Source organism: Pseudomonas sp. E1BtOHC1 (assembly GCF_058744285.1).
Map to the genome: position 1 here is coordinate 5,804,014 of NZ_CP196023.1, position 18,841 is coordinate 5,822,854.

21 protein-coding genes are annotated in these 18,841 nt (G+C 63.5%); 12 read left to right on the forward strand and 9 right to left on the reverse strand.

Features of this window, described 5'->3' with window-relative positions:
- The first annotated feature begins 2 nt into the window (after positions 1–2).
- The 7 genes from ACSSVC_RS26040 to ACSSVC_RS26070 all read left to right on the forward strand — a co-directional run bounded on the left by ACSSVC_RS26040 (position 3) and on the right by ACSSVC_RS26070 (position 7,298).
- Positions 3–1,220: a glycosyltransferase family 4 protein gene (locus ACSSVC_RS26040; protein WP_492611667.1), complete on the forward strand. Its 1,218-nt coding sequence runs from the start codon at positions 3–5 to the stop codon at positions 1,218–1,220.
- Positions 1,211–2,311, forward strand: a complete 1,101-nt coding sequence (locus ACSSVC_RS26045) for a glycosyltransferase family 4 protein (RefSeq protein ID WP_346632138.1) — start codon at positions 1,211–1,213, stop codon at positions 2,309–2,311. Before ACSSVC_RS26040 ends, ACSSVC_RS26045 begins: the two co-directional genes overlap by 10 nt.
- Positions 2,311–3,729 (forward strand): O-antigen ligase family protein, encoded by a 1,419-nt coding sequence (locus ACSSVC_RS26050; RefSeq protein WP_446439280.1) that lies wholly within the window; start codon positions 2,311–2,313, stop codon positions 3,727–3,729. Before ACSSVC_RS26045 ends, ACSSVC_RS26050 begins: the two co-directional genes overlap by 1 nt.
- Positions 3,726–4,547, forward strand: a complete 822-nt coding sequence (locus tag ACSSVC_RS26055; RefSeq protein ID WP_346632140.1) for an acyltransferase — start codon at positions 3,726–3,728, stop codon at positions 4,545–4,547. Before ACSSVC_RS26050 ends, ACSSVC_RS26055 begins: the two co-directional genes overlap by 4 nt.
- Before the next feature lie 9 nt (positions 4,548–4,556).
- On the forward strand, positions 4,557–5,972 hold the full coding sequence (locus tag ACSSVC_RS26060; RefSeq protein WP_346632141.1) for a lipid II flippase MurJ: 1,416 nt from the start codon (positions 4,557–4,559) through the stop codon (positions 5,970–5,972).
- A 16-nt stretch (positions 5,973–5,988) separates the two neighbouring features.
- Positions 5,989–6,915: a glycosyltransferase family 2 protein gene (locus ACSSVC_RS26065; RefSeq protein ID WP_346632142.1), complete on the forward strand. Its 927-nt coding sequence runs from the start codon at positions 5,989–5,991 to the stop codon at positions 6,913–6,915.
- 128 nt (positions 6,916–7,043) lie between these two features.
- Positions 7,044–7,298: a hypothetical protein gene (locus tag ACSSVC_RS26070; protein WP_346632143.1), complete on the forward strand. Its 255-nt coding sequence runs from the start codon at positions 7,044–7,046 to the stop codon at positions 7,296–7,298.
- A gap of 43 nt (positions 7,299–7,341) precedes the next feature.
- Here ACSSVC_RS26070 and ACSSVC_RS26075 read toward each other — a convergent pair whose 3' ends face one another.
- Positions 7,342–8,529, reverse strand: a complete 1,188-nt coding sequence (locus tag ACSSVC_RS26075; RefSeq protein WP_346632554.1) for a molybdopterin molybdotransferase MoeA — start codon at positions 8,527–8,529, stop codon at positions 7,342–7,344.
- A gap of 22 nt (positions 8,530–8,551) precedes the next feature.
- Entirely contained in the window at positions 8,552–9,091 is a 540-nt protein-coding gene (gene moaB, locus ACSSVC_RS26080; protein WP_346632144.1) for a molybdenum cofactor biosynthesis protein B, read from the reverse strand.
- 284 nt (positions 9,092–9,375) lie between these two features.
- Between moaB and ACSSVC_RS26085 the strand changes: the two genes are divergently transcribed.
- Complete coding sequence (locus ACSSVC_RS26085; RefSeq protein WP_015636515.1) at positions 9,376–9,597, forward strand: YgdI/YgdR family lipoprotein; 222 nt, start codon at positions 9,376–9,378, stop codon at positions 9,595–9,597.
- A gap of 72 nt (positions 9,598–9,669) precedes the next feature.
- Here the strand turns inward: ACSSVC_RS26085 and ACSSVC_RS26090 are convergent, their stop codons facing one another.
- The 6 genes from ACSSVC_RS26090 to ACSSVC_RS26115 all read right to left on the reverse strand — a co-directional run bounded on the left by ACSSVC_RS26090 (position 9,670) and on the right by ACSSVC_RS26115 (position 13,966).
- Positions 9,670–10,560 (reverse strand): pseudouridine synthase, encoded by an 891-nt coding sequence (locus ACSSVC_RS26090; protein WP_492611668.1) that lies wholly within the window; start codon positions 10,558–10,560, stop codon positions 9,670–9,672.
- Positions 10,561–10,637: 77 nt separating this feature from the next.
- Complete coding sequence (locus tag ACSSVC_RS26095) at positions 10,638–10,958, reverse strand: transcriptional regulator (RefSeq protein WP_102860926.1); 321 nt, start codon at positions 10,956–10,958, stop codon at positions 10,638–10,640.
- A gap of 40 nt (positions 10,959–10,998) precedes the next feature.
- Positions 10,999–11,445: a S24 family peptidase gene (locus ACSSVC_RS26100; RefSeq protein ID WP_404937430.1), complete on the reverse strand. Its 447-nt coding sequence runs from the start codon at positions 11,443–11,445 to the stop codon at positions 10,999–11,001.
- A 111-nt stretch (positions 11,446–11,556) separates the two neighbouring features.
- Positions 11,557–11,793 carry a glutaredoxin family protein gene (locus ACSSVC_RS26105; protein ID WP_102860924.1) on the reverse strand — a complete coding sequence of 79 codons (237 nt, stop codon included), beginning with the start codon at positions 11,791–11,793 and terminating at the stop codon, positions 11,557–11,559.
- A 69-nt stretch (positions 11,794–11,862) separates the two neighbouring features.
- Positions 11,863–12,834, reverse strand: coding sequence for an acyltransferase family protein (locus ACSSVC_RS26110; protein WP_346632147.1), 972 nt, complete (start codon positions 12,832–12,834; stop codon positions 11,863–11,865).
- Positions 12,835–12,871: 37 nt separating this feature from the next.
- On the reverse strand, positions 12,872–13,966 hold the full coding sequence (locus ACSSVC_RS26115) for an acyltransferase family protein (protein WP_492611669.1): 1,095 nt from the start codon (positions 13,964–13,966) through the stop codon (positions 12,872–12,874).
- A 212-nt stretch (positions 13,967–14,178) separates the two neighbouring features.
- Between ACSSVC_RS26115 and ACSSVC_RS26120 the strand changes: the two genes are divergently transcribed.
- The gene (locus tag ACSSVC_RS26120) at positions 14,179–16,134 is read left to right on the forward strand and encodes a monovalent cation:proton antiporter-2 (CPA2) family protein (RefSeq protein WP_346632149.1); all 1,956 of its coding nucleotides are present in this window, start codon (positions 14,179–14,181) and stop codon (positions 16,132–16,134) included.
- A gap of 50 nt (positions 16,135–16,184) precedes the next feature.
- Here ACSSVC_RS26120 and ACSSVC_RS26125 read toward each other — a convergent pair whose 3' ends face one another.
- Positions 16,185–17,393: an ammonium transporter gene (locus ACSSVC_RS26125; RefSeq protein ID WP_346632555.1), complete on the reverse strand. Its 1,209-nt coding sequence runs from the start codon at positions 17,391–17,393 to the stop codon at positions 16,185–16,187.
- 333 nt (positions 17,394–17,726) lie between these two features.
- Here ACSSVC_RS26125 and ACSSVC_RS26130 point away from each other — a divergent pair, with 333 nt between their 5' ends.
- The 3 genes from ACSSVC_RS26130 to ACSSVC_RS26140 are packed head-to-tail and all read left to right on the forward strand — an operon-like array spanning position 17,727 to position 18,770.
- Positions 17,727–18,041: an ElaB/YgaM/YqjD family protein gene (locus ACSSVC_RS26130; RefSeq protein ID WP_011062506.1), complete on the forward strand. Its 315-nt coding sequence runs from the start codon at positions 17,727–17,729 to the stop codon at positions 18,039–18,041.
- A 1-nt stretch (position 18,042) separates the two neighbouring features.
- Complete coding sequence (locus tag ACSSVC_RS26135) at positions 18,043–18,432, forward strand: phage holin family protein (protein WP_123727081.1); 390 nt, start codon at positions 18,043–18,045, stop codon at positions 18,430–18,432.
- Positions 18,429–18,770: a hypothetical protein gene (locus ACSSVC_RS26140; protein ID WP_346632150.1), complete on the forward strand. Its 342-nt coding sequence runs from the start codon at positions 18,429–18,431 to the stop codon at positions 18,768–18,770. Before ACSSVC_RS26135 ends, ACSSVC_RS26140 begins: the two co-directional genes overlap by 4 nt.
- Positions 18,771–18,841 lie beyond the last annotated feature (71 nt).

An 18,841-nucleotide genomic window follows, 5' to 3' on the forward strand; every position in this document is an offset into this window, starting at 1 on the left:
ACATGAAGATCCTCTGGACCCTGCCCTACCTGCCCTGGCCCGCCACCAGCGGCGGCAAGACCCGGCAATACCACCTGCTGCGAGCCCTCGCGGCCCGAGGTCATCGCATTACTTTGCTGGTGCAGTCGAAAACCCCGCTGGACGAGGCCACCCGCGCCGCCCTGGAGCCCTGGCTGGAACGCCTGATCGTGCTGCCCCGGCGCCCCTTGCGCAGCCTCAAGACCCTGTTCTCGGTACTGTTCGCGCCCTATCCGATGCTGGCCGATATCAATGGCCTGGCGGGGCCGCTGCAACAGCGCTTTCGCCAACTGCTGGACGAGCACTGGGACGTGATCCAGATCGAGCACAGCTACAGTTTCCAGCCCTTTGAACAACCGCTGCAGCAACTGCAGCGGGACTTCGTCCTCACCGAGCACAATGTCGAATCGGCCCTGGGCGCCGCCAGCTATGACCGCCTGCCGGCCTGGTCGAAACCCTTCACCCTGTATGACCAGTGGCGCTACCGACGCTGGGAGCGTCGGGTGTTCCAACAGGCGACCCAGGTCATCGCGGTCACCGAACAGGATGCCCTGACCCTGGCCCGACTCAGCGGCAAGCCTGCCGCAGTGGTGGTCAATGGCGTCGACTGCGAACACTACGCCTCAGTCCAGCCGGACCTGACCAGCCAGCGCCTGCTGTTTATCGGCAACTACGAATACAGCCCCAACCTGGACGCCGTGGAATGGGCCCTGGAGGAGATCCTGCCGCGCCTCTGGGTGCTCAACCCGGACGTACGCTTCGCCATCTGTGGCTACGCCCTGCCGGACAGTTTTCGCCAGCGCTGGCCAGACCCGCGCATCGAGTGGCAAGGCTTCGTCCCCGACCTGCGGGACCTGCAACGACGCTCGACGCTGTTCTTCGCGCCCCTGCGCCAGGGCGGCGGCTCCAAGCTCAAGGTGCTGGAAGCCATGGCCGCCGGCTTGCCGGTGGTCACCACAGCCCAGGGCAGCTCGGGGTTGCAGGTGGAAAACGGCCGGCACTACCTGGGCAGCGAAGACCCCGGCGCCCTGGCGCAGATCCTCGCCGAAGCCCTCGCCGACCCCGAGCGCCTGCAACGCATAGGCGACGCCGGACGCGGCTACGTGTTGGCCGAACACGACTGGACCGTTGCCGCCGCCCAACTGGAAGCGGTCTACCAGCAACTCCCCTCAGCCAAGGAAGAAGTGTCCGTATGCGCATAGGTCTGGATTACCGCCCCGCCGCGGGCTACAGCAACACTGGAATCGGCCGGCAGAACCTGGCACTGGAAGAGGCCCTGCGAGCCAACCCCGAGGTCAGCCTGCAATTGTTCGGCGTGGCCCCCGAGGAGCATCCCCTGCGCCGTCGCGTGCACTGCCCCCGCTGGGGCGCGCCTTTGCAGGGGATCCATCGGCTGCCGGGGCGACTGCGCTTCGAGGGCGGCTTTCTCCCCGGCGCGCTGCGGGAGGCTGGCATCGAGCTGTACATCTGCAACTTCAACATGGGCCTGCCCCTGGGCAAGAAACCCCAGGAACTGCGCTATGTGCTGCAGCTGCATGACCTGTTCCAGCTGACCCTGAGCAACAGCCACGGTTCCCGGCTCAAGGAGCGGATCTACGGGCTCAGCGACGCGCTGTCCATCGCTCATTCGGTGAAGCAGGCGGATCGGATCTGGACGCCTTCGCAGTACACCGCCGACGCATTGGTGAAACGCTTCCCGGGAGCCCGGGACAAGGTCCGGGTATTGCCCAATCTGGTCACCGGCTTTCACGGTGAAGCCGCTGACATCAGCGACCTGCAGCTTCCCGAGCGCTACTGGCTGGCAGTCGGCACCCGCGAACCGCGCAAGAACATTCCCTGGTTCGTCGGTGCCTGGCAGGCCGCCCGCCAGCAGTCCCCCGAAGTGCCCGAACTGGTGCTGATCGGCGCTCCGGAGCACCTGCCCGGCGAGCTGCGAACGCTGCATGGCCTGCACTTTCTCAGCGATATCAGCGACCGCCAGCTACATGCCGTCTACCTCAAGGCTCTGCGACTGTGGCAGCCCTCCTACGCCGAGGGCTTCGGGCTGCCGGTGATCGAGGCCCTGAGCGTCGGCACCCCGGTGGCGGTGGCCAGCGGCTCGGCCCTGGACGAAATCACCCCGGCCACCAGCCCGCGCTTCTCCCCCACCGACAGCAACGCCTTGAGCCAGCTGATGGTGCAACTGGCCAGCGCCTCAACGGAAGATCCCGAGACACTCAAGGCCTGGGCCGACGGTTACGCCGAGAGCGCCTATCGCCAGCGCTTCGATGAACTGCTCGAGGAACTCAAGTAATGCCCATCGCTCTGCCAGTGGCGCTGACCTTCAGCCTGGTCTTCGGCGTGCTGATCTGGCTGCTGCCACCGTTGAAGGTACTGGTGCTGATGGTCGGCATCGCGGCAGCGGTGACGGTACTCCGCCAGCCCATGCGCGGGCTGCTGCTGTTCGCCGTGCTGGCGACTTTCCTGCCTTACTCGACGGTACAGATCGGCCTGCGCACGACGATCTCCGAAGCCCTGCTGCTATTGGTCTGGGCCAGTATTCTGCTGCAGAGCCTGCTCTCCAATCTGCCGCCTGCCCCCAGGCTGCTGCGCACCGAAAAGCTGCTGCTGGCGCTGATGGCCTTCAGCGCCTTGCCGTTTGTCATCGGTCAACTGACGGTGCATGCCGACGGCAACGGGCCGGTGAACTGGGTGCGCTGGCTGCTCAACCTGTCGGCGCTGTTCCTGGTACGGCGCCTGCTGCAGGAACCCAAGGCTCGGGAGCAGTTGGTCGGCGGCTTGCTGCTGGGCACTCTGTTGCTTCTGCTGCTGTCGATTCCGATGTTTCTGAAAAACGGCAGCGCCACCGCCATGACCCCGATCCTGGAAAAGCTCGGCTACGGCGGTATCGAGGTGCTGGGGGACAGCCTCAGCGCCCTGGCCAATCGCATGGGCTCGCCCTGGATGCACCCCAACGTCACCGGCGGCGCCATGGCGCTGCTTCTGCCCCTGGCCTTCTGCTTCGGCCTGACCCGCAGCGGCTGGCAGCGCAACCTGGGGCTGGCCGTGGCCCTGCTTGGAGCGGCCGGGCTCTTGCTTTCCGGCTCCCGGGGCGCCTTGCTGAGTCTGTTGATCGTACTGATCTGGATGGCCCGTCAGCGCGTGCCCTATACCGGGCGCATGCTGATGGGCGGCTTGGTCCTCGGCGCCTTGCTGCTGATGTCCTACCCACCGCTGCAGGATCGCTTGCTGACCCTGTTCTCCTCCAACGATGCCAGTACCAGCGTGCGGGTCGACGAGTACTCGCACTTCCCCGCGGCCATGGCGATGTTCCCCTTCGGCATCGGCTTCAAGGTCGACCCTCCCGTGCCGGGCACTGGCCTGTGGGGCATCTCCAACCTGTGGCTGAACTTCATCTACAAGATCGGCGTACCCGGCATGCTGCTATTCGTCGCGGTGATCTGGAGCTGGTGGCGGGAAACCCGCGGCACCGGGCTGCAGGTCCGCTTGAACCGCGACAACGCTCTCTGGCTCGGCAGCGGCGCCGGTCTCAGCGCCGCCCTGATCAGCGGCCTGTTCGACCACTATTTCAGCTTTACCCAGGTGCTGATCGCTCTGTTCTGGCTGCTGCTGGGCCTCAATCTGCATGAAGCCAGGCGTTTGCGGCTCAAGGCCGGGGTACCCATGCCACGGGTTACTTCAGACTCCCTTCCCTCAGGAATCCGCCCATGAAACATCGCCTTTTCCACTCGCAGAACCTGAAGCAGGCACTGCCTGAATATGCGCACAAGATGGGCGTGAGCCTTGAGGAACTGGAGGCGGCCTATCAGTGGATGCTGGAAAACGACGTGGTGTTCGAACAACCGCTCAAGGGCAACGTGCTGACCTACATCAGCTACCTGAACATCGAGTCGAAGATCGAGCCGCCCTTGCCCCGGCGCTTCTATGCCTTGCTGGGCCGCGAGCTCAAAGGCGCATTGATCCCCATGTATGGCATCAACTGGCCGACCCTGCGCGACCGCATGCTGCGAGTCTGGGAACAGGTCTACAACATCCTCATCTGCAAGATCCCCAGCCACACCCTGCGTCTGTTCTGGCTGCGCATGGGCGGCGCGAAGATCGGCAAGGGCTCCACCGTCTGGCGCAACACCGAGGTGCTTGGGGTCGACAGCCTGCGCATCGGCCAGGACAGCACCGTGGCCTGGCACTGCCAGCTGGATGCCCGAGGCGGGCTGATCATCGGCGACCATGTGACCATCGCCTCCCATGTACTGATCATCGCCGGCGGCCATGACCTCAAGGAGCCGGAATTCTGGGCCGTGGGCGGGCCGATCTATATCCATGACTACGCCTGGATCGCCAGCCGGGCCCTGCTGTCCTTCGGTGCCGAGATCGGTGAGGGCGCGGTGGTCGGCGGGCAGTCGGTGGTGTCCAAGCCAGTGCCGCCCTATGCCATCGTCAGTGGCCCGGACGCGGTCATCAAAGGCGAGCGCTGCCGCAACCTCAACTACAAAGTGGGCGGCAAAGGCCTGTTCACTTTGTTCCACTAGGCCACGCCCATGTTCGGCGCGACGCTGTGGCTGACTCTGGCAACGCTGACCGGACTGGCCGCCGGCTTTGCCCGGGAATGGCTGCTGGTGGCGGCCTGGGGCGCCGGGGGGCAGAGCGACGGATTCCTGGTGGCGATGTTCCTGCCCGAAGCCTTGCGCATGGCCCTGGCCGCAGGCCTGCTCAGCGCCGCCGCATTACCCCTGTATCAGCAACGCTCGGCCCCGGAACAGCAGGCCTGGCTCAGTGCCCTGACCCCGCGCCTGCTGCTGTGCGGGCTGTCACTGGCTGCGCTCCTGAGCCTCGGCGCGCCGTTGTGGGTCCGCCTGATCGGCCCCGGACTGGGCAGCGACGGCTACGCCCTGGCCAGCGGTGGCTTGCGCTGGCTGGCCTGGTGCGCTCCGGGGTTTGTCCTGCACAGCCTGTTCTGTGTGCCGCTGCAAGCCCGATCGCGCTTCGTCCTGGCCGGCCTGGGCTCGCTGCTTTTCAACGTGCCGCCGGTGATCTACCTGGCCAGCTTTCATCATGACTCGACCCCCGTCGGGCTGGCGGGCGCCTGCGTGCTGGGCAGCGTGCTGATGCCCACGGTGCTGCTGCCGAGCCTGCTGCGGGATGGCTGGCGCCCCTGGCGGATTCAGGGCGCTCCCGGCGCCGGTCGCGAACTGCTGCAACGGATCGGCCCACTGCTGAGCAGCAACCTGGCCAGCCAGGGCCTGGCCCTGCTGGAGCGCATGGCCGCATCGCTGCTGGGGGAAGGGGCGGTCACCTGGATCAACCTGGCGCGCAAGTTGATCAACCTGCCGCTGATTGCCCTGATGAGCCTCAACCAGGTGCTGCTCGGACTGATGAGCGGCAGCGCCGGCGAACAGCGCCTGGGCCTGCTGCGCAAGGGCCTGAGCAGCGCCACCCTGTTGACGATTCCGGCGGTGGTAGGGTTGATCGGCGCAGCGGCGGCACTGGTGCATCTGCTGCTGCCCAGCCAGGCCGCCGGCAGTCCCCTGCCGGAACTGCTGGCATGGTTTTCGGTGCCGCTGATGTTCGGCGCCTGGAACGCGCTGCTGGCCCGCTACGCCTACGCAGCGGGGGATACACGCATGCCACTGGCTTGCGAGCTCGCCGGCAGCCTGCTCAACGCCTTGCTGCTGGCCTTGCTGCCGTACTTCTTCGGCTTGATCGGCATCGCCCTGGCGGCCATCTGCGGCGTGATCCTCACCGGGTTGCTGCTGATGCGACGCCAGCAACTGCTGGGACTGGTGCCTTGGCGCAGCCATTGGCTGATCGGTATCGGCGGTATGGCACTGGCCGCGCTGTTCCTCCATCCGCTGACCTCGACCTGGTGGCAACTGGGATTGAGCAGCGCCTGTGGCCTGCTGCTGTTGCTGACCCTCGCGGCCTGGCTGCGGCCCTGGCGCCCGAACCTGATCTGAACCGGAGGGATGGACAATGTCGACACTGCGCGTGGCCTGTGTGATCCCGACCTACAACGGCCGTCAGGACCTGTCCCGGCTACTGGACTCCCTGGACATCCAGAGCGCGGCGTTCGATACCCTGATCGTCGACTCCAGCTCCAGCGACGGCAGCTACGAGCTGGCGCTGGCACGCGGCCCCAGCGTGCTACGCATCGACAGCCGCGACTTCAACCATGGCGGCACCCGGCAACTGATGGTAGAGCGCAACGCCGACTACGACGTGTACGTGTTCATGACCCAGGACGCCTACCTGGAGGATGCCGAGGGCATCGCCCGCATCGTCGCGCCCTTCGCCGACCCGCAAGTGGGGGCGGTGTGCGGTCGCCAGCTGCCACACTTGAATGCCAGTCCCCTGGCCACCCACGCGCGGCTGTTCAACTACCCGCCGACCTCCCAGGTGAAAAGCCTGGCTGACGTGCCGACGCTGGGAATCAAGACCGCCTTCATGTCCAACTCTTTCTCCGCCTACCGGCGCGAGGCCCTGATGCAGGTCGGCGGCTTTCCCAAGCATGTGATCCTGTCCGAGGACATGTACGTGGGCGCCAGGATGCTCCTGGCGGGCTGGAAGGTTGCCTACGAAGGTCGAGCCTGTTGCCGCCACTCCCATAACTACAGCCTCAAGGAAGAGTTTCGCCGCTACTTCGACATCGGCGTGTTCCACGCCCGGGAGCCTTGGATTCGCCAGGCATTCGGCGGTGCCGGCGGCGAGGGCCTGCGCTACGTCAAGTCCGAGCTGCAGTTCCTCGGTCCGCGGCGCCTGCTGCAATGGCCGGGGTCGCTGCTGCGCAACGGGGTGAAACTGATCGCCTACAAACTCAGCCAGCAGGAACGCTATCTGCCCCTGGGCCTGAAGAAAAGACTCGGCATGTACAAGCGCTACTGGGACAGCCCCTACGCCTGAACTGCAGGTCCGAGTTTTAAAGCGAATTTCCTGACCGAAGAATGAGAATTGCCTGAATTGACCCTGCAGAGCCAATCAGTGACTGTGGATGCCAGGCGCTGACGCCTTACACAGGGAAGTGCACGGTCATGAACGACAAGGGGTTTTATCCACGAGGGCAATCACCGCTCAATCGCATCAAGGGCAGTTCCTGGCTGGCGGACCCACCGGCTCGGGACTTCGACTTGCCGCACTCGTCCGAGGCCTGCCCGACTCACTCCAGGCTGTTATCGATACTCAAGCGCCTGGCCTGGCTGACGCTCACGGCCTCGATACTGGCCGGCCTGGTGACCTGGGGTTTGCACAGCCGTTTCGGCCTGCTGCTGTTACTGCTACTGCGCTGAACCGCGGAGTGCGGGCCCGGTGCTGAACCGGGCCCGGGTCCGCTCAATCCAGCACTTCACTCAAGGGAATGAAGCTGACCCAATCGCCTTCCTCCAGGGTCCGCCCCTCCAGCACCTCTACCAAACCTTCGGCCCAGGCCGCACTACGCAGTACGCCCGAACTCTGGTTGCGATAGATGATCGCCCGCCCATTCTCCAGGCGTCCGCGCAAGTATTCGCGACGATTGCCAGGCTGGGGCCAGACAAAACCTGCCGGCACCTGGAAGCTCAATGGTTGCACCTGCTGCACGCCCTGGCGCCGCAACAGATAAGGCCGCGCCAACAGGGCGAAAGTCACCAGGGTCGATGCCGGATTGCCCGGCAGGCCAATCACCGGCACCCCACGAAAGTGTCCGAAGGTCAGGGGTTTACCGGGCTTGATTGCCAGTTTCCATAGGGCCAGCTCACCGGCTTCCCGCAGGGCGATGCCGAGAAAGTCCGCCTCCCCCACCGAGACCCCACCGGTGGACAGGATCAGGTCCACATCCCCCAACTCCGCCAGGCGCTGACGGGTCGCGGGCAGGTCGTCGGGGAGAATTCCCGCATCCAGCACGTCACAACCCAGACGCTGCAACCAACTGCACAGCAGCACTCGATTGCTGTTGTAGATCTGCCCCGGACCAAGAGGCCGGCCAGGCTCCACCAGTTCGTCGCCGGTGGACAATACCGCCACCCGGACTCGACGCAGCACCTCCAGCTCGGCACATCCCAAGGACGCCGCCAGGCCCTGCTCGATGGGCCCCAAGCGCGTACCGGCCGCCAGGACCTGCTCACCCACGGTGGTTTCCTGGCCCTGGGGGCGGATGTTCTGGCCGACCTTCAGTGGCTCGGTAAAACGTACTCGCTGATCGTCCTGAACCTGGGCGTTTTCCTGCATCTCGACGCAATCCGCACCCGCCGGCAGCGGAGCGCCAGTGAAGATCCGGGCACAGGTTCCAGACTGCAAGGGTTCGGGGGACTGTCCGGCGAAAACTCGCTGGCTGACCGGCAAGGGCTCACCCTTCCAGTCCTCAAGGCGCAAGGCGTATCCATCCATGGCGCTGTTGGGCCAAGGCGGCAGATCCAGACTGGATACCAGCGCCTCAGCCAGTACCCGGCCTTCGGTGGCGGCCAACGGCAGCCGTTCACGCTCGACAATGGGCGCCGCCTCGGCCATGGCCAACAGGCGCTCCAAGGCCTCCTCCACTGGCATCAAGGCCCCCTGCTTGCCCGGCTTACCCACGGGATTCACAGGGCGCCGCCTGTTTCAGATGAGGGACGAAGTTGCACGGCCGATGCCGCGAGTCCAGTTGCTCGGCCAGTATCCCGTCCCAGCCGGTACGCACCGCATTGGTGGAGCCCGGCAGGCAGCACACCAGGGTGCCATTGGCCAGACCGGCCAAGGCACGGGACTGCACAGTGGAGGTGCCGATATCCGCCACCGATATCTGCCGGAACAGCTCGCCGAAACCATCGACCTGCTTGTCCAGCAGGCAGGCCACCGCTTCCGGAGTGCTGTCGCGACCGGTAAAACCGGTGCCGCCGGTGATCAACACCACCTGCACCACGTCATCGGCGATCCAGGTCGCGACCTGGGCGCGGATCTTGTACAGATCGTCCTTGAGCAACACCCGCGCAGCCAGACGATGGCCCGCGGCGCCCAGGCGCTCGACGAAGACCTGGCCGGAGGTGTCGGTTTCCAGGGTGCGGGTGTCACTGACGGTCAACACCGCAATGTTCAGGGCAGCAAAAGGTACATCAGCCTTGGCTTTCATAGGCTCGATCCAGAGGTAGGAGACACAGCCCGGTGTTATATCACAGCCCTTTGTTCCGACGCCGCTGCGGGGCCGGCATTCACCTTGCCCCGGACTTCCAGCGCAAGCAGCCCAGGCATCGAGAAAGCCAGATCTCGGACGATCAGACACTGTGAGTTAAGCTGCAGCCGCCAACGCCTGCGATCCGCCCGGCAACGTGACAGAATGTCCCTGGCCAAGGAACTTGCAGGCGTTGTATACGTCTGAAGACCAGCACTCAAAAGTACTCATTTCGGAGACACACAATGACTCAACGGACCCTCGCCACTCTCATGCTCGCACTGGGCCTGGCCACTCTCGCCGGTTGCGCCTCGCCGACAGTGATCACCTTGAATGACGGTCGCGAAATCCAGGCCGTCGATACCCCTAAATACGACAAGGATTCCGGCTTCTACGAGTTTGAACAACTGGACGGCAAACAGACTCGCATCAACAAGGATCAGGTGCGCACTGTCAAGGAGCTGTAAGTCCGACAGTGGTTGTTTTGCTTCCATAAAACCCGCCTTTGGCGGGTTTTATTGTTTCTGCGAGACGGTTTTTCACCACTGCAGGCTGATGCGGCTTTCGAACTCGCGCTCCTGCCCGGTCAACGGATCGATGAAGCGCAAGCCCTGGGCCAGCAGCTTCAGTGGATTGTCATAGTCGTCCTCGGCATCCTTGAGCACCTCGGGATAGAACGGGTCATTGCAGATCGCCGCTCCAAGGGCACTCATGTGTACCCGCAACTGGTGCTTCTTGCCCGTCACCGGGTACAAGGCATAACGCCACAGGTCGCCCTGCCTTTCCCTGACGTCGATGGCAGTTTCGGTATTGCTCGGCCCCTCTGCCTCCTGCATGCGGAAGAAGGGCTCCCCGTCCACCAATCGGCTTTTGTGCACCAGGGGGAAAGTCAGGTGTGGCAAGGCACCGGCAATGGCTTCATAGCGTTTCTCGATCTGCCGGGTGGGGAACAACGCCTGATAGGCCGAGCGACTGCCGGGATGGGCAGAAAAAAGCACCAGCCCCGCCGTGTGCCGGTCAATGCGATGCAGGGGCACCAGACTCGGGTTGTCCAGGTGGCGGATAAGGCGACGCAGCAAGGTCTGCTCGACGTACTCGCCCGCAGGGGTGACCGGAAGAAAATGCGGTTTATCCACCACCACCAGATGCTCGTCGGCATAGAGGATGGTCTCCTGCACCGGGATTACCTTCTCATCCGGCACCTCGCGAAAATAATGAATCCGCAAGCCTTCGCGATAGGCCAGGTCCAGGCTGATGGGCTGGCCCTGCCCATCCAGCACCCGGCCGCGGGCAATACGATCCAGCCATTGCTCACGACTGATGGCCTTGAAGTGATCACACAGGCAATCCAGCACCGTCGGCCAGGAGCCGGGGGGCAGGTACAAGGTGCTGGCCTGGTGCTGTGCAGCGGAAAAGCTCGCGGAGGACATACAAAAGCTCAAAGGATCAATGCGAAGCGGCATTATCCAACAGCGACCCTCAGGAACCTAGAAGCAGTTTGCCCACCTCAGGCACAGGAGTGCTTGGCCTGGGCCGCTGCCTCGGTGAACTCCTTGAGCCAGCGCAGCACATCCACCGCCTCCCAGCGGCCCGGATCATAGAGGGCATAGAGCAAACCCTGATAACCCACCACATCCAACTGCCGGTGGTAACCCGCGCGCTGGAACAGCGCTTCGATCTCGGCAAAACAGGTATTGAAGTGCAGCTTGTTGAAAGGTGTCTTGCCCTCGGTGACCAACCCATCCAGGCGCAACTCAAGCACCGCCTCACGGAGCACATCGGTGGACATGCTGTTCACGCTGTTTTTCAGTTGTTCGACATTGACCATCATTTATTCCTTTAACGGTTTGAAGCGTCCGCCACATCCATCAGGGCTGCTTGCGCCCCACATAACTGACCACCCACAACACCACGCCCCAGATCTCGATCGAACCCAGGTCATCCAGCACCAGAGAAGGGATTGAAGGACGCGCCGCCTTGAGCAACAGACCACCACGAGGATCGGGGGCCAGCAGGCGCAGCGAATATTCATGGGCGCCTTGAGGACGTACCACAAGGTACTGGTCCACCACCGGGGTGGCCGAGCGATCAACAATCAGCCGGTCCCCAGGGTAGATGCCAAAGCCCAGCAGGTTGTCGTCGTCCACCAGCAGGCCGTGGATCTGAGGAGCCCCCAGACCCAGGGTCCGATCCAGGGAAAACCCGCTACCGGTGGGCTCATTGGCCAGGGAAGCGCAACCGCTGTCACCCAGTTCCAGAAAACAGGCTGGCAACGGCTGTGAGCGTTCGGTACCGGTCAGGAAAGTGAGAGACATGGCGAGACTCCTCGATAGCTGTATATGCATACAGTAAACGAATCGACGGATCTCGCCAATGAATTCCGACCACGGGCGACAGGCGGAAGCCCGGATGTTGCAAGCCAAGCGTCAGCGCAGGAACGCCACCACCTGCTCAGCGTCGAAGGGCCAGCCGAGCTCGGCGCCATTGTCCACCCGGCGCAGCACCGGGATGCGCAGGCCATAGCTTTCGAACAGTTCCTGACTCTCGGCAATGTCCACCAGCTCGACCATCAGACCGTGCTCCACCAGAGGCATCAACTCGGCTTCGGCCAGCTCGCACAGATGGCAACCAAGGGTGCCGAACAATTGGCATTCAGGGGGCATGACAGTGCAACCATAAAAGAACAGGCCGTTATTCTAGGCCCGGTAGAAAAAGCCGTCGACCCGACATCTTCAGAGAATGAACCGTACCCGGCGGCTGGCCAGGATCAACAGCGGCGCCACGCCAAAAGCCAGTACCAGCACCAGCCCCGTCATCGGGTTGCCGTAAACCATTCCCAGCGCCAGGGCACCGTAGATGAACCAGGGGTGCACGTAGTACACCGCCGAAGACAGCTTTGCGGCGAAATTGCTTTCACTGCTCCGAACGTACACCAGCGGCAACAAAAACAGCGCCGGGGCGATCACCAGCAACGACAGGAGAAAATCGAAGTTCTGCTGGACGTCGGCCCGCAGGACAAAGTTCACCCCGGCCTCGGCCAGGATCACCCCCAGCCCCAGGATCAGCCAGCACCAGACGACGCGCCGGCTGAGGTGCTGCGCCAACTGATGCCGGGCACAGAGAAAGCCGATGGCCATGAACGGAAAGCCCATGAACAGGAAGTTGCGCGCGGTGTAGTCGTTCTGGTTGAAATGCTGGGCAAACTCGTTGGGCAACTGGAAGTACACCCGTGCGTACTGCAGGCACAGGCCGCTGAGGAAGGCCAGCAACGCCAGGCCGGCCAGGGGCGCAGAACGCCAGTTACGCAGCAACAGCAACACCACCCCGCCACCGAGCATGCCCAGCAGGTACCACAGGTGGAAATAGCCGATCAGCAACTTCTTCACTACTCCCAGTATCCCGCCCAGGCTGAGGATGGTCGCCGGATCGACGTATTGCGGGCTGTAGACCAGCATCCAGAACAAGTAGATCAACAGACCGCGCTTGAACCACTGGGCAAAGGAGTGACCGCCGCTAAGGGTCTGGTACAGGTAGTAACCGTTGATGATGAAGAAGGTCGGCACCGCCACCCGGAACAGGCCGTTGCACAGCACATAGCCCGCCCAGTTGTAGTTGCCCCCCAACAGTTTGCAGTGCAACGCCACCACCATCACCGCCAGCAGGACTTTCAGGGCATCAAGATTTGCATTGAGGACTTTCGGCATCGATGGCTACCCGAATAAGCAGGAACAACCCTGGCCGTTACACCGGATCGAAATGTTTACGCTGGGGCGCGGAGCTGAAGCGGCGTTTGCAGTAGGCCGTGGCGCGATCGAGGATCGGCTTCTCGTAGAACTGGTATCCCACCCAGCCATAGCAGACCACCGCCGTCATCATCAGTACACAGAAAACCAGGTTGTCCACATAACTGGCAGGCCAGGAGCCGATCACCTGCCAGGCCCTGCCCACCACCCCCAACACCAGCAGATGAGATAGATAGATGGTGTAGGACATATCACCCGTAGCCGTCAGAAACCCAGGCATCCGGATCAACTGCCGCCGCTCCAGCAGCGCCAGGGACAGCACCAGCGTGCCAAACGTCAGCCCTACCGCCAGTACTCTTGGCAACCCCTCGGTGAAAAACAGCTGATAGCCATGGATCAGCGGCACCCCCACCAGCAACGCCGCGGCCAGCGCGCCCCAGACCAGCACCGTGGGCACCCTGGTGCTGTAGGGCCCATAGAAAAACAGCGCCAGGGCACTGCCGGCAATGAATTCCAGCGCATAGGGATGCAGCATGATCTTCAGCGCCGGGGAATAGTCCTGCCAGCTCTGCAACAGGTTGAAGACCACCAGCGCCAATGCCCACAGCAGCAGAATCAGCGGCAGGCGCCGCTCCTTGAAGAACAGGAACACCGTGAACATCAGGTAGAACCACAATTCGAACAGCAGCGACCAGGCCACCATCACCAGCAGCACCTTGTCATTGGGCAGCAGCAGGAACGACATCCACAGGTTCGAGCCGCCATGGCTGCTGTTCACCAGCCCCGGCTGCCACAGGTACACCCCCAGGGTGATGAAGAAATACAACCAATAGGTCGGGTAGATCCGTGACAGGCGATTGAACAGGAAGCGCTGGGTCTCGAGGCTCTTCTGGAAGCGTCCGCGGCTGACAATGACCATCACGAAACCGCTGATGACAAAGAACAGATCGACCCCGAGCTGGAAGAAGTCCAGCCATGCCGGCAACAGGATGTCGCCACCGGAATACTTGCTCTCCACCGACATCATGTGAAACAGCACCACGCCCAATACCGCGATGCCCCGCAACCCTTGCAGCGAATACAGACGCTCCATAAATCTCTCCGGCTCCTCACTGGCAGGCACCTGCAGACCCGCCCGGGCGCAGCTTTTCTCAACAGGCCTTGAGCATAGCGAAGGCTCATGAATATGAGACATTCTCGATAAAGAATGACGTGAGTCAGAATCGTTTACCGCCAGCCGGGCGATCCTCGCGCCTTTTTGCCTCTAGGCTTTGCCCTGCCCGCCCCCTTGTCCGGAGATGCCCGTTGTTTGCCAATCTGCTGATTATTCTCGCTTCGTCACTGGTGGTCATTGCGCTGTTCCGGCGCCTGAGCCTGCCACCGGTCCTGGGCTATCTGTCGGTGGGGCTGATGGTCGGGCCCACCGCCCTGGACTGGGTCAATGACAGCGAGGACCTGCCGGACCTGGCGGAACTGGGGGTGGTCTTCCTGCTGTTTTCCCTGGGCCTGGAATTCTCCCTGTCGAAAATGCTCGCCCTGCGCCGCGTGGTGTTTGGCCTGGGCAGCCTGCAAGTGCTGTGCAGCGGCCTGATCCTCGGCGTGCTCCTGGCCTTGTTCGGCATGCCCCTGACCTCGGCGCTGATGCTGGGTACCGGCCTGGCCCTATCGTCCACCGCCATCGTCAGCAAAGAGCTGACCAGCCTTGGCGAGATCTTCAGCAGCCACGGACAGAACGCCATCGGTGTGCTGCTGTTCCAGGACGTGGTGGCGGTGCTGTTGCTGACCCTGGTCCCGGTCTTCGCCGGCCACAGTGACCAGGCCTGGTACTGGGCCCTGCCCGCCACCCTGGGCAAGACCCTGGTGCTGTTCTTCGGCCTGCTGCTGGCCAGCCGCTGGCTGCTGCCCCGGCTGTTCCACGAAGTCGCCGCCTCCCACTCTGCCGAGCTGTTCGTGCTGCTGGCCCTGGTGATTGTGCTACTGACCGCCTGGCTCACCCACTTGCTGGGTCTGTCGCCGGCCCTCGGGGCCTTCCTGGCCGGCATGCTGCTGGGAGAAAGCCACTACCGGCACCAGATCGAAGCCGATATCCGTCCGTTCCGCGACATTCTCCTCGGGCTGTTCTTCGTCAGTATCGGCATGCTCATCGACCTGCAACTGTTCATCGACCACAGCCTGTTGATCCTCGGCCTGACCCTGGCCCTGCTGCTGATCAAGGGTTCGGTAGTGGCCGCCCTGCTCAAGCTGCGCGGCAGTGACGGCGAGACCGCCTGGCGCAGCGGCCTGGCCCTGGCCCAGGGTGGTGAGTTCTGCTTCGCCCTGATGGCGCAGATGCAACTGAGCCAGATGATCCCGTCGCAGATCAGCAGCCTGCTGCTGGCTGCCACCTTCTGCTCCATGCTGCTGACCCCGCTGCTGCTGCGCGCCGCCCCGGTAATCACTGCCCGCCTGCACCGCAAGCCCAACCAGGCCGCCCAACTGGAGGAAATCAGCGCGCAGAACGCCCAGTTGCAGGGCCACGTCCTGATCTGCGGTTATGGCCGGGTCGGCCAATCCATCGGACGTTTCCTGCGCCATGAGCAACTGCGCTACATCGCCCTGGACGATGATCCGGTGCGGGTCCAGGAAGCCTCGGCGGCGGAAAGCTGCGTGCATTACGGCGACTGCCGGCGAAGTGACCTGCTGGCGGCGGTTGGCCTGGAGCGGGCACGACTGCTGGTGATTGCGGTGGATAAGACCGACATCGCGCTGAATGTACTCAAGGCCGCGCGGCACCTGGACCGCAACGTGCCGATCCTGGTACGGACCCGGGATGACAGCCAGTTGGCGGAACTCAAGGCCGCCGGCGCCAATGAAGTGGTGCCCGAGCTGTTGGAGTCGAGCCTGATGCTGGCCTCCCACGCCCTGATCATGCTTGGCCTGCCAGAGCAACGGGTACAACGCACCGTGGACGAGGTGCGGCACAGCCGCTATCGCCTGCTGCACGGCTTCTACCATGGGGCGCAAAGCAGCACCCAGGACAATCACGAACCGCCCGCAGTACAGATGCACGCCGTGAACCTCGACGCCGACGCCCACGCCTGCAACCGGGTGCTGCAAGAGCTGGGGCTGGAAGCGCTGGGCGTGGATGTGCGCGGGATACAGCGCGATGGCCGCGATCTGCCCCTGGGCCAGACCTCGCGCCTGCAAGCCGGCGACCGGGTGCTGGTGTCCGGCACCCAGGCCGCGATCGAGGCCTGCGAAGCACGCCTGCTGGGCGGTTGAGGCCGTCCCGCCCTGGCCCCGAGCAGCTCGTTGCCAGGGCCCTTGGCCGCTCAGTCCTGGCTTACGGCACCGATCTTGTGCAGCGACAGGTCAGCGCCGTAGTACTCCTGCTCCTGGGTCAGGCGCAGCCCGCAGACGGCCTTGATCACGCCATACACGGCGAATCCGCCCAGCAGCGCCACCAGTACCCCGAGGCCGGTGCCCATCAACTGGCTGGCCAGGCTAACACCGCCCAATCCACCCAATGCACTCTGGCCAAAGATCCCGCAGGCAATCCCGCCCCACACACCGCACAGGCCATGCAGCGGCCAGACCCCGAGCACATCGTCGATCTTCCAGCGGCTCTGGGCGGCGATGAAGCACCAGACGAACAAGGCCCCGGCAATCGCCCCGGTGACCAAGGCGCCCACCGGATGCATCAGGTCCGAACCGGCACAGATCGCCACCAACCCGGCCAATGGCCCGTTGTGCAGGAAGCCCGGGTCATTGCGCCCAACGATCAACGCCGCTACGGTGCCGCCGACCATGGCCATCAGCGAGTTCACCGCCACCAGCCCGCTCACCCCTTGCAGAGTCTGGGCGCTCATCACGTTGAAACCGAACCAGCCGACAATCAGGATCCACGAGCCCAACGCCAGGAAGGGAATGCTCGACGGCGCGAACGCCACCAGCTTGCCGTCGCGATAACGGCCGTTGCGCGGCCCCAGCAACAGCACTGCCGCCAGCGCCAGCCAGCCGCCCATGGCGTGCACCACCACGGACCCGGCAAAATCATGGAAGCTGGCGCCAAAGCGCTGTTGCAACCAGGCTTGCACCCCGAAGTTGCCGTTCCACACCAGCCCCTCGAAGAACGGATAGACGAACGCCACGATCAGCACCGTGGCGCACAATTGCGGCACAAAACGCGCACGCTCGGCGATGCCACCGGAGATAATCGCCGGAATCGCCGCGGCGAAGGTCAGCAGGAAAAAGAACTTCACCAGACCGTAGCCGTGGTCGGCACTGATCACCGCCGCCGGTTGCAGGAAGCTCACGCCATAGGAGATCCAATAGCCTATAAAGAAATAGGCCAGGGTCGAGACGGCGAAGTCGCTGAGGATTTTCGACAGTGCATTGACTTGGTTCTTCTGCCGGACCGTGCCCACTTCAAGGAAGGCAAAACCGGCGTGCATGGCCAGGACCATGACCGCACCGAGCAGAATGAACAGGGTGTTGGAACCGTGGACCAGGGTGTCCACAGCGCTTTGCAGATTTTCCATGGAGTAGGCAGATCCGAAATCGGCCATCATCTCCCCGGCTCCACGGCCGGCCTTGCACCAAGTTGGCTCCGGGACGCGTCATCATGCGTAATCGGTGAACCGTTTTGGCGCGCCAGGGGCCGTACGCGAAACCACGGGAAGGCGATTGACCTGAGGTTGTGATTTTTTTGCCCAGGGTTTACGCGGGCTGCAGCGCCACCCTTGCTCGTTTTCGGCGCAAGCCTCACGTCTTGCGCACCAGGACAAAGCAAAAGCTGTACCAGACAATTACAGTGAACCTTCGCTCGGGGCTCACACTCATAGCTCACACACGCAATCAACGGAGAAACAACCATGGCCAGCAAAACGGCGAAGACGGCTCAAGAAGTACTAATGGCGGATTTTCAGGCACTGGTCAGTGACACGGAGCGTCTGCTGGAACACACCGCGACCCTGGCCGGCGACCAGGCCGATGAATTGCGCGAGCAGATCCACGACAGCCTGCTCAAGGCCCGGGAAACCCTGCAACTGACGGAGGACTCCCTGCGCCAGCGTGGCCAGGCTGCAGTCACCGCCGCTGAGGACTATGTGCAGAGCAACCCTTGGCAATCCGTCGGTATCGCTGCCGGCGTCGGCTTTCTCATCGGCCTGCTGGCGACGCGGCGCTGATATGGCTATCGGCGAATCCACTTCGTCCGGCAGCGGTCCAAGCGCGTCCTCGCGGCGCCTGGGGGCTGCTGTCCTGGGCCTGTTGCACAGCCACGTCGAATTGTTCGGCATCGAGTTGCAGGAACAGAAAGCGCGCACCGTAAGCCTGCTGCTGTTCGCCGGCCTGGCCCTGGTGTTTGCCCTGCTGTTGCTGGTGGGGTTGTCGGCGCTGGTGCTGATCCTGCTGTGGGACAGCTACCGCCTGGCCGGGATCATCGGCCTGTGCGTGTTCTATACCCTGGCGGCACTGTTCTGCGGCCTGCGCCTGAAGTCGGCGATCTTCGATGAATCCTCGCCCTTCCACGCCACGCTCGAAGAGCTGGCCAATGATCGGGAGCGCCTGCTGCCATGAAGTTGCCGGACATTCCGCAAAACACCTCACGCCGGGAAATGCGCAAGGTACTGATCCGCCTGCGCATGGAAATGCACCGCCAGGAAATCCGCCACGAGTCCCAGCAATTGCTGCAACCCCTGCAACGGGTCCGCGGCCTTGGGCAAAGCTGGCAGGAAGGCTTTGGCATCAAGCACGCGCCACTTTGGGGCGTGGCGGCGGTGACCCTGTTGGGGTTCATCACCGGCAAGGGTGCCAAGAGCGGCGGCACCAGCAGCCTCACCCGTCTGATACGCCTGGGCACCAGCCTGTTGCCACTGATCAGGCTGGCGCTGCAAGGCACCTCGCGCAAACCCTGAGCGACCAACAGCAACCGGCCTGCAAGCAGCCTCTGCTGATCTGGCTGCATTCTTGCTAAGCAACCCGGATC

Bases quoted from the DNA above. Each gene is read 5' to 3' on its own strand.
- ACSSVC_RS26040 (WP_492611667.1), top strand. From the start codon at position 3: ATGAAGATCCTCTGGACCCTGCCCTACCTGCCCTGGCCCGCCACCAGC.
- ACSSVC_RS26045 (WP_346632138.1), top strand. From the start codon at position 1,211: ATGCGCATAGGTCTGGATTACCGCCCCGCCGCGGGCTACAGCAACACT.
- ACSSVC_RS26050 (WP_446439280.1), top strand. From the start codon at position 2,311: ATGCCCATCGCTCTGCCAGTGGCGCTGACCTTCAGCCTGGTCTTCGGC.
- ACSSVC_RS26055 (WP_346632140.1), top strand. From the start codon at position 3,726: ATGAAACATCGCCTTTTCCACTCGCAGAACCTGAAGCAGGCACTGCCT.
- ACSSVC_RS26060 (WP_346632141.1), top strand. From the start codon at position 4,557: ATGTTCGGCGCGACGCTGTGGCTGACTCTGGCAACGCTGACCGGACTG.
- ACSSVC_RS26065 (WP_346632142.1), top strand. From the start codon at position 5,989: ATGTCGACACTGCGCGTGGCCTGTGTGATCCCGACCTACAACGGCCGT.
- ACSSVC_RS26070 (WP_346632143.1), top strand. From the start codon at position 7,044: ATGAACGACAAGGGGTTTTATCCACGAGGGCAATCACCGCTCAATCGC.
- ACSSVC_RS26075 (WP_346632554.1), bottom strand. From the start codon at position 8,529: ATGCCAGTGGAGGAGGCCTTGGAGCGCCTGTTGGCCATGGCCGAGGCG.
- moaB (WP_346632144.1), bottom strand. From the start codon at position 9,091: ATGAAAGCCAAGGCTGATGTACCTTTTGCTGCCCTGAACATTGCGGTG.
- ACSSVC_RS26085 (WP_015636515.1), top strand. From the start codon at position 9,376: ATGACTCAACGGACCCTCGCCACTCTCATGCTCGCACTGGGCCTGGCC.
- ACSSVC_RS26090 (WP_492611668.1), bottom strand. From the start codon at position 10,560: ATGTCCTCCGCGAGCTTTTCCGCTGCACAGCACCAGGCCAGCACCTTG.
- ACSSVC_RS26095 (WP_102860926.1), bottom strand. From the start codon at position 10,958: ATGGTCAATGTCGAACAACTGAAAAACAGCGTGAACAGCATGTCCACC.
- ACSSVC_RS26100 (WP_404937430.1), bottom strand. From the start codon at position 11,445: ATGTCTCTCACTTTCCTGACCGGTACCGAACGCTCACAGCCGTTGCCA.
- ACSSVC_RS26105 (WP_102860924.1), bottom strand. From the start codon at position 11,793: ATGCCCCCTGAATGCCAATTGTTCGGCACCCTTGGTTGCCATCTGTGC.
- ACSSVC_RS26110 (WP_346632147.1), bottom strand. From the start codon at position 12,834: ATGCCGAAAGTCCTCAATGCAAATCTTGATGCCCTGAAAGTCCTGCTG.
- ACSSVC_RS26115 (WP_492611669.1), bottom strand. From the start codon at position 13,966: ATGGAGCGTCTGTATTCGCTGCAAGGGTTGCGGGGCATCGCGGTATTG.
- ACSSVC_RS26125 (WP_346632555.1), bottom strand. From the start codon at position 17,393: ATGGAAAATCTGCAAAGCGCTGTGGACACCCTGGTCCACGGTTCCAAC.
- ACSSVC_RS26130 (WP_011062506.1), top strand. From the start codon at position 17,727: ATGGCCAGCAAAACGGCGAAGACGGCTCAAGAAGTACTAATGGCGGAT.
- ACSSVC_RS26135 (WP_123727081.1), top strand. From the start codon at position 18,043: ATGGCTATCGGCGAATCCACTTCGTCCGGCAGCGGTCCAAGCGCGTCC.
- ACSSVC_RS26140 (WP_346632150.1), top strand. From the start codon at position 18,429: ATGAAGTTGCCGGACATTCCGCAAAACACCTCACGCCGGGAAATGCGC.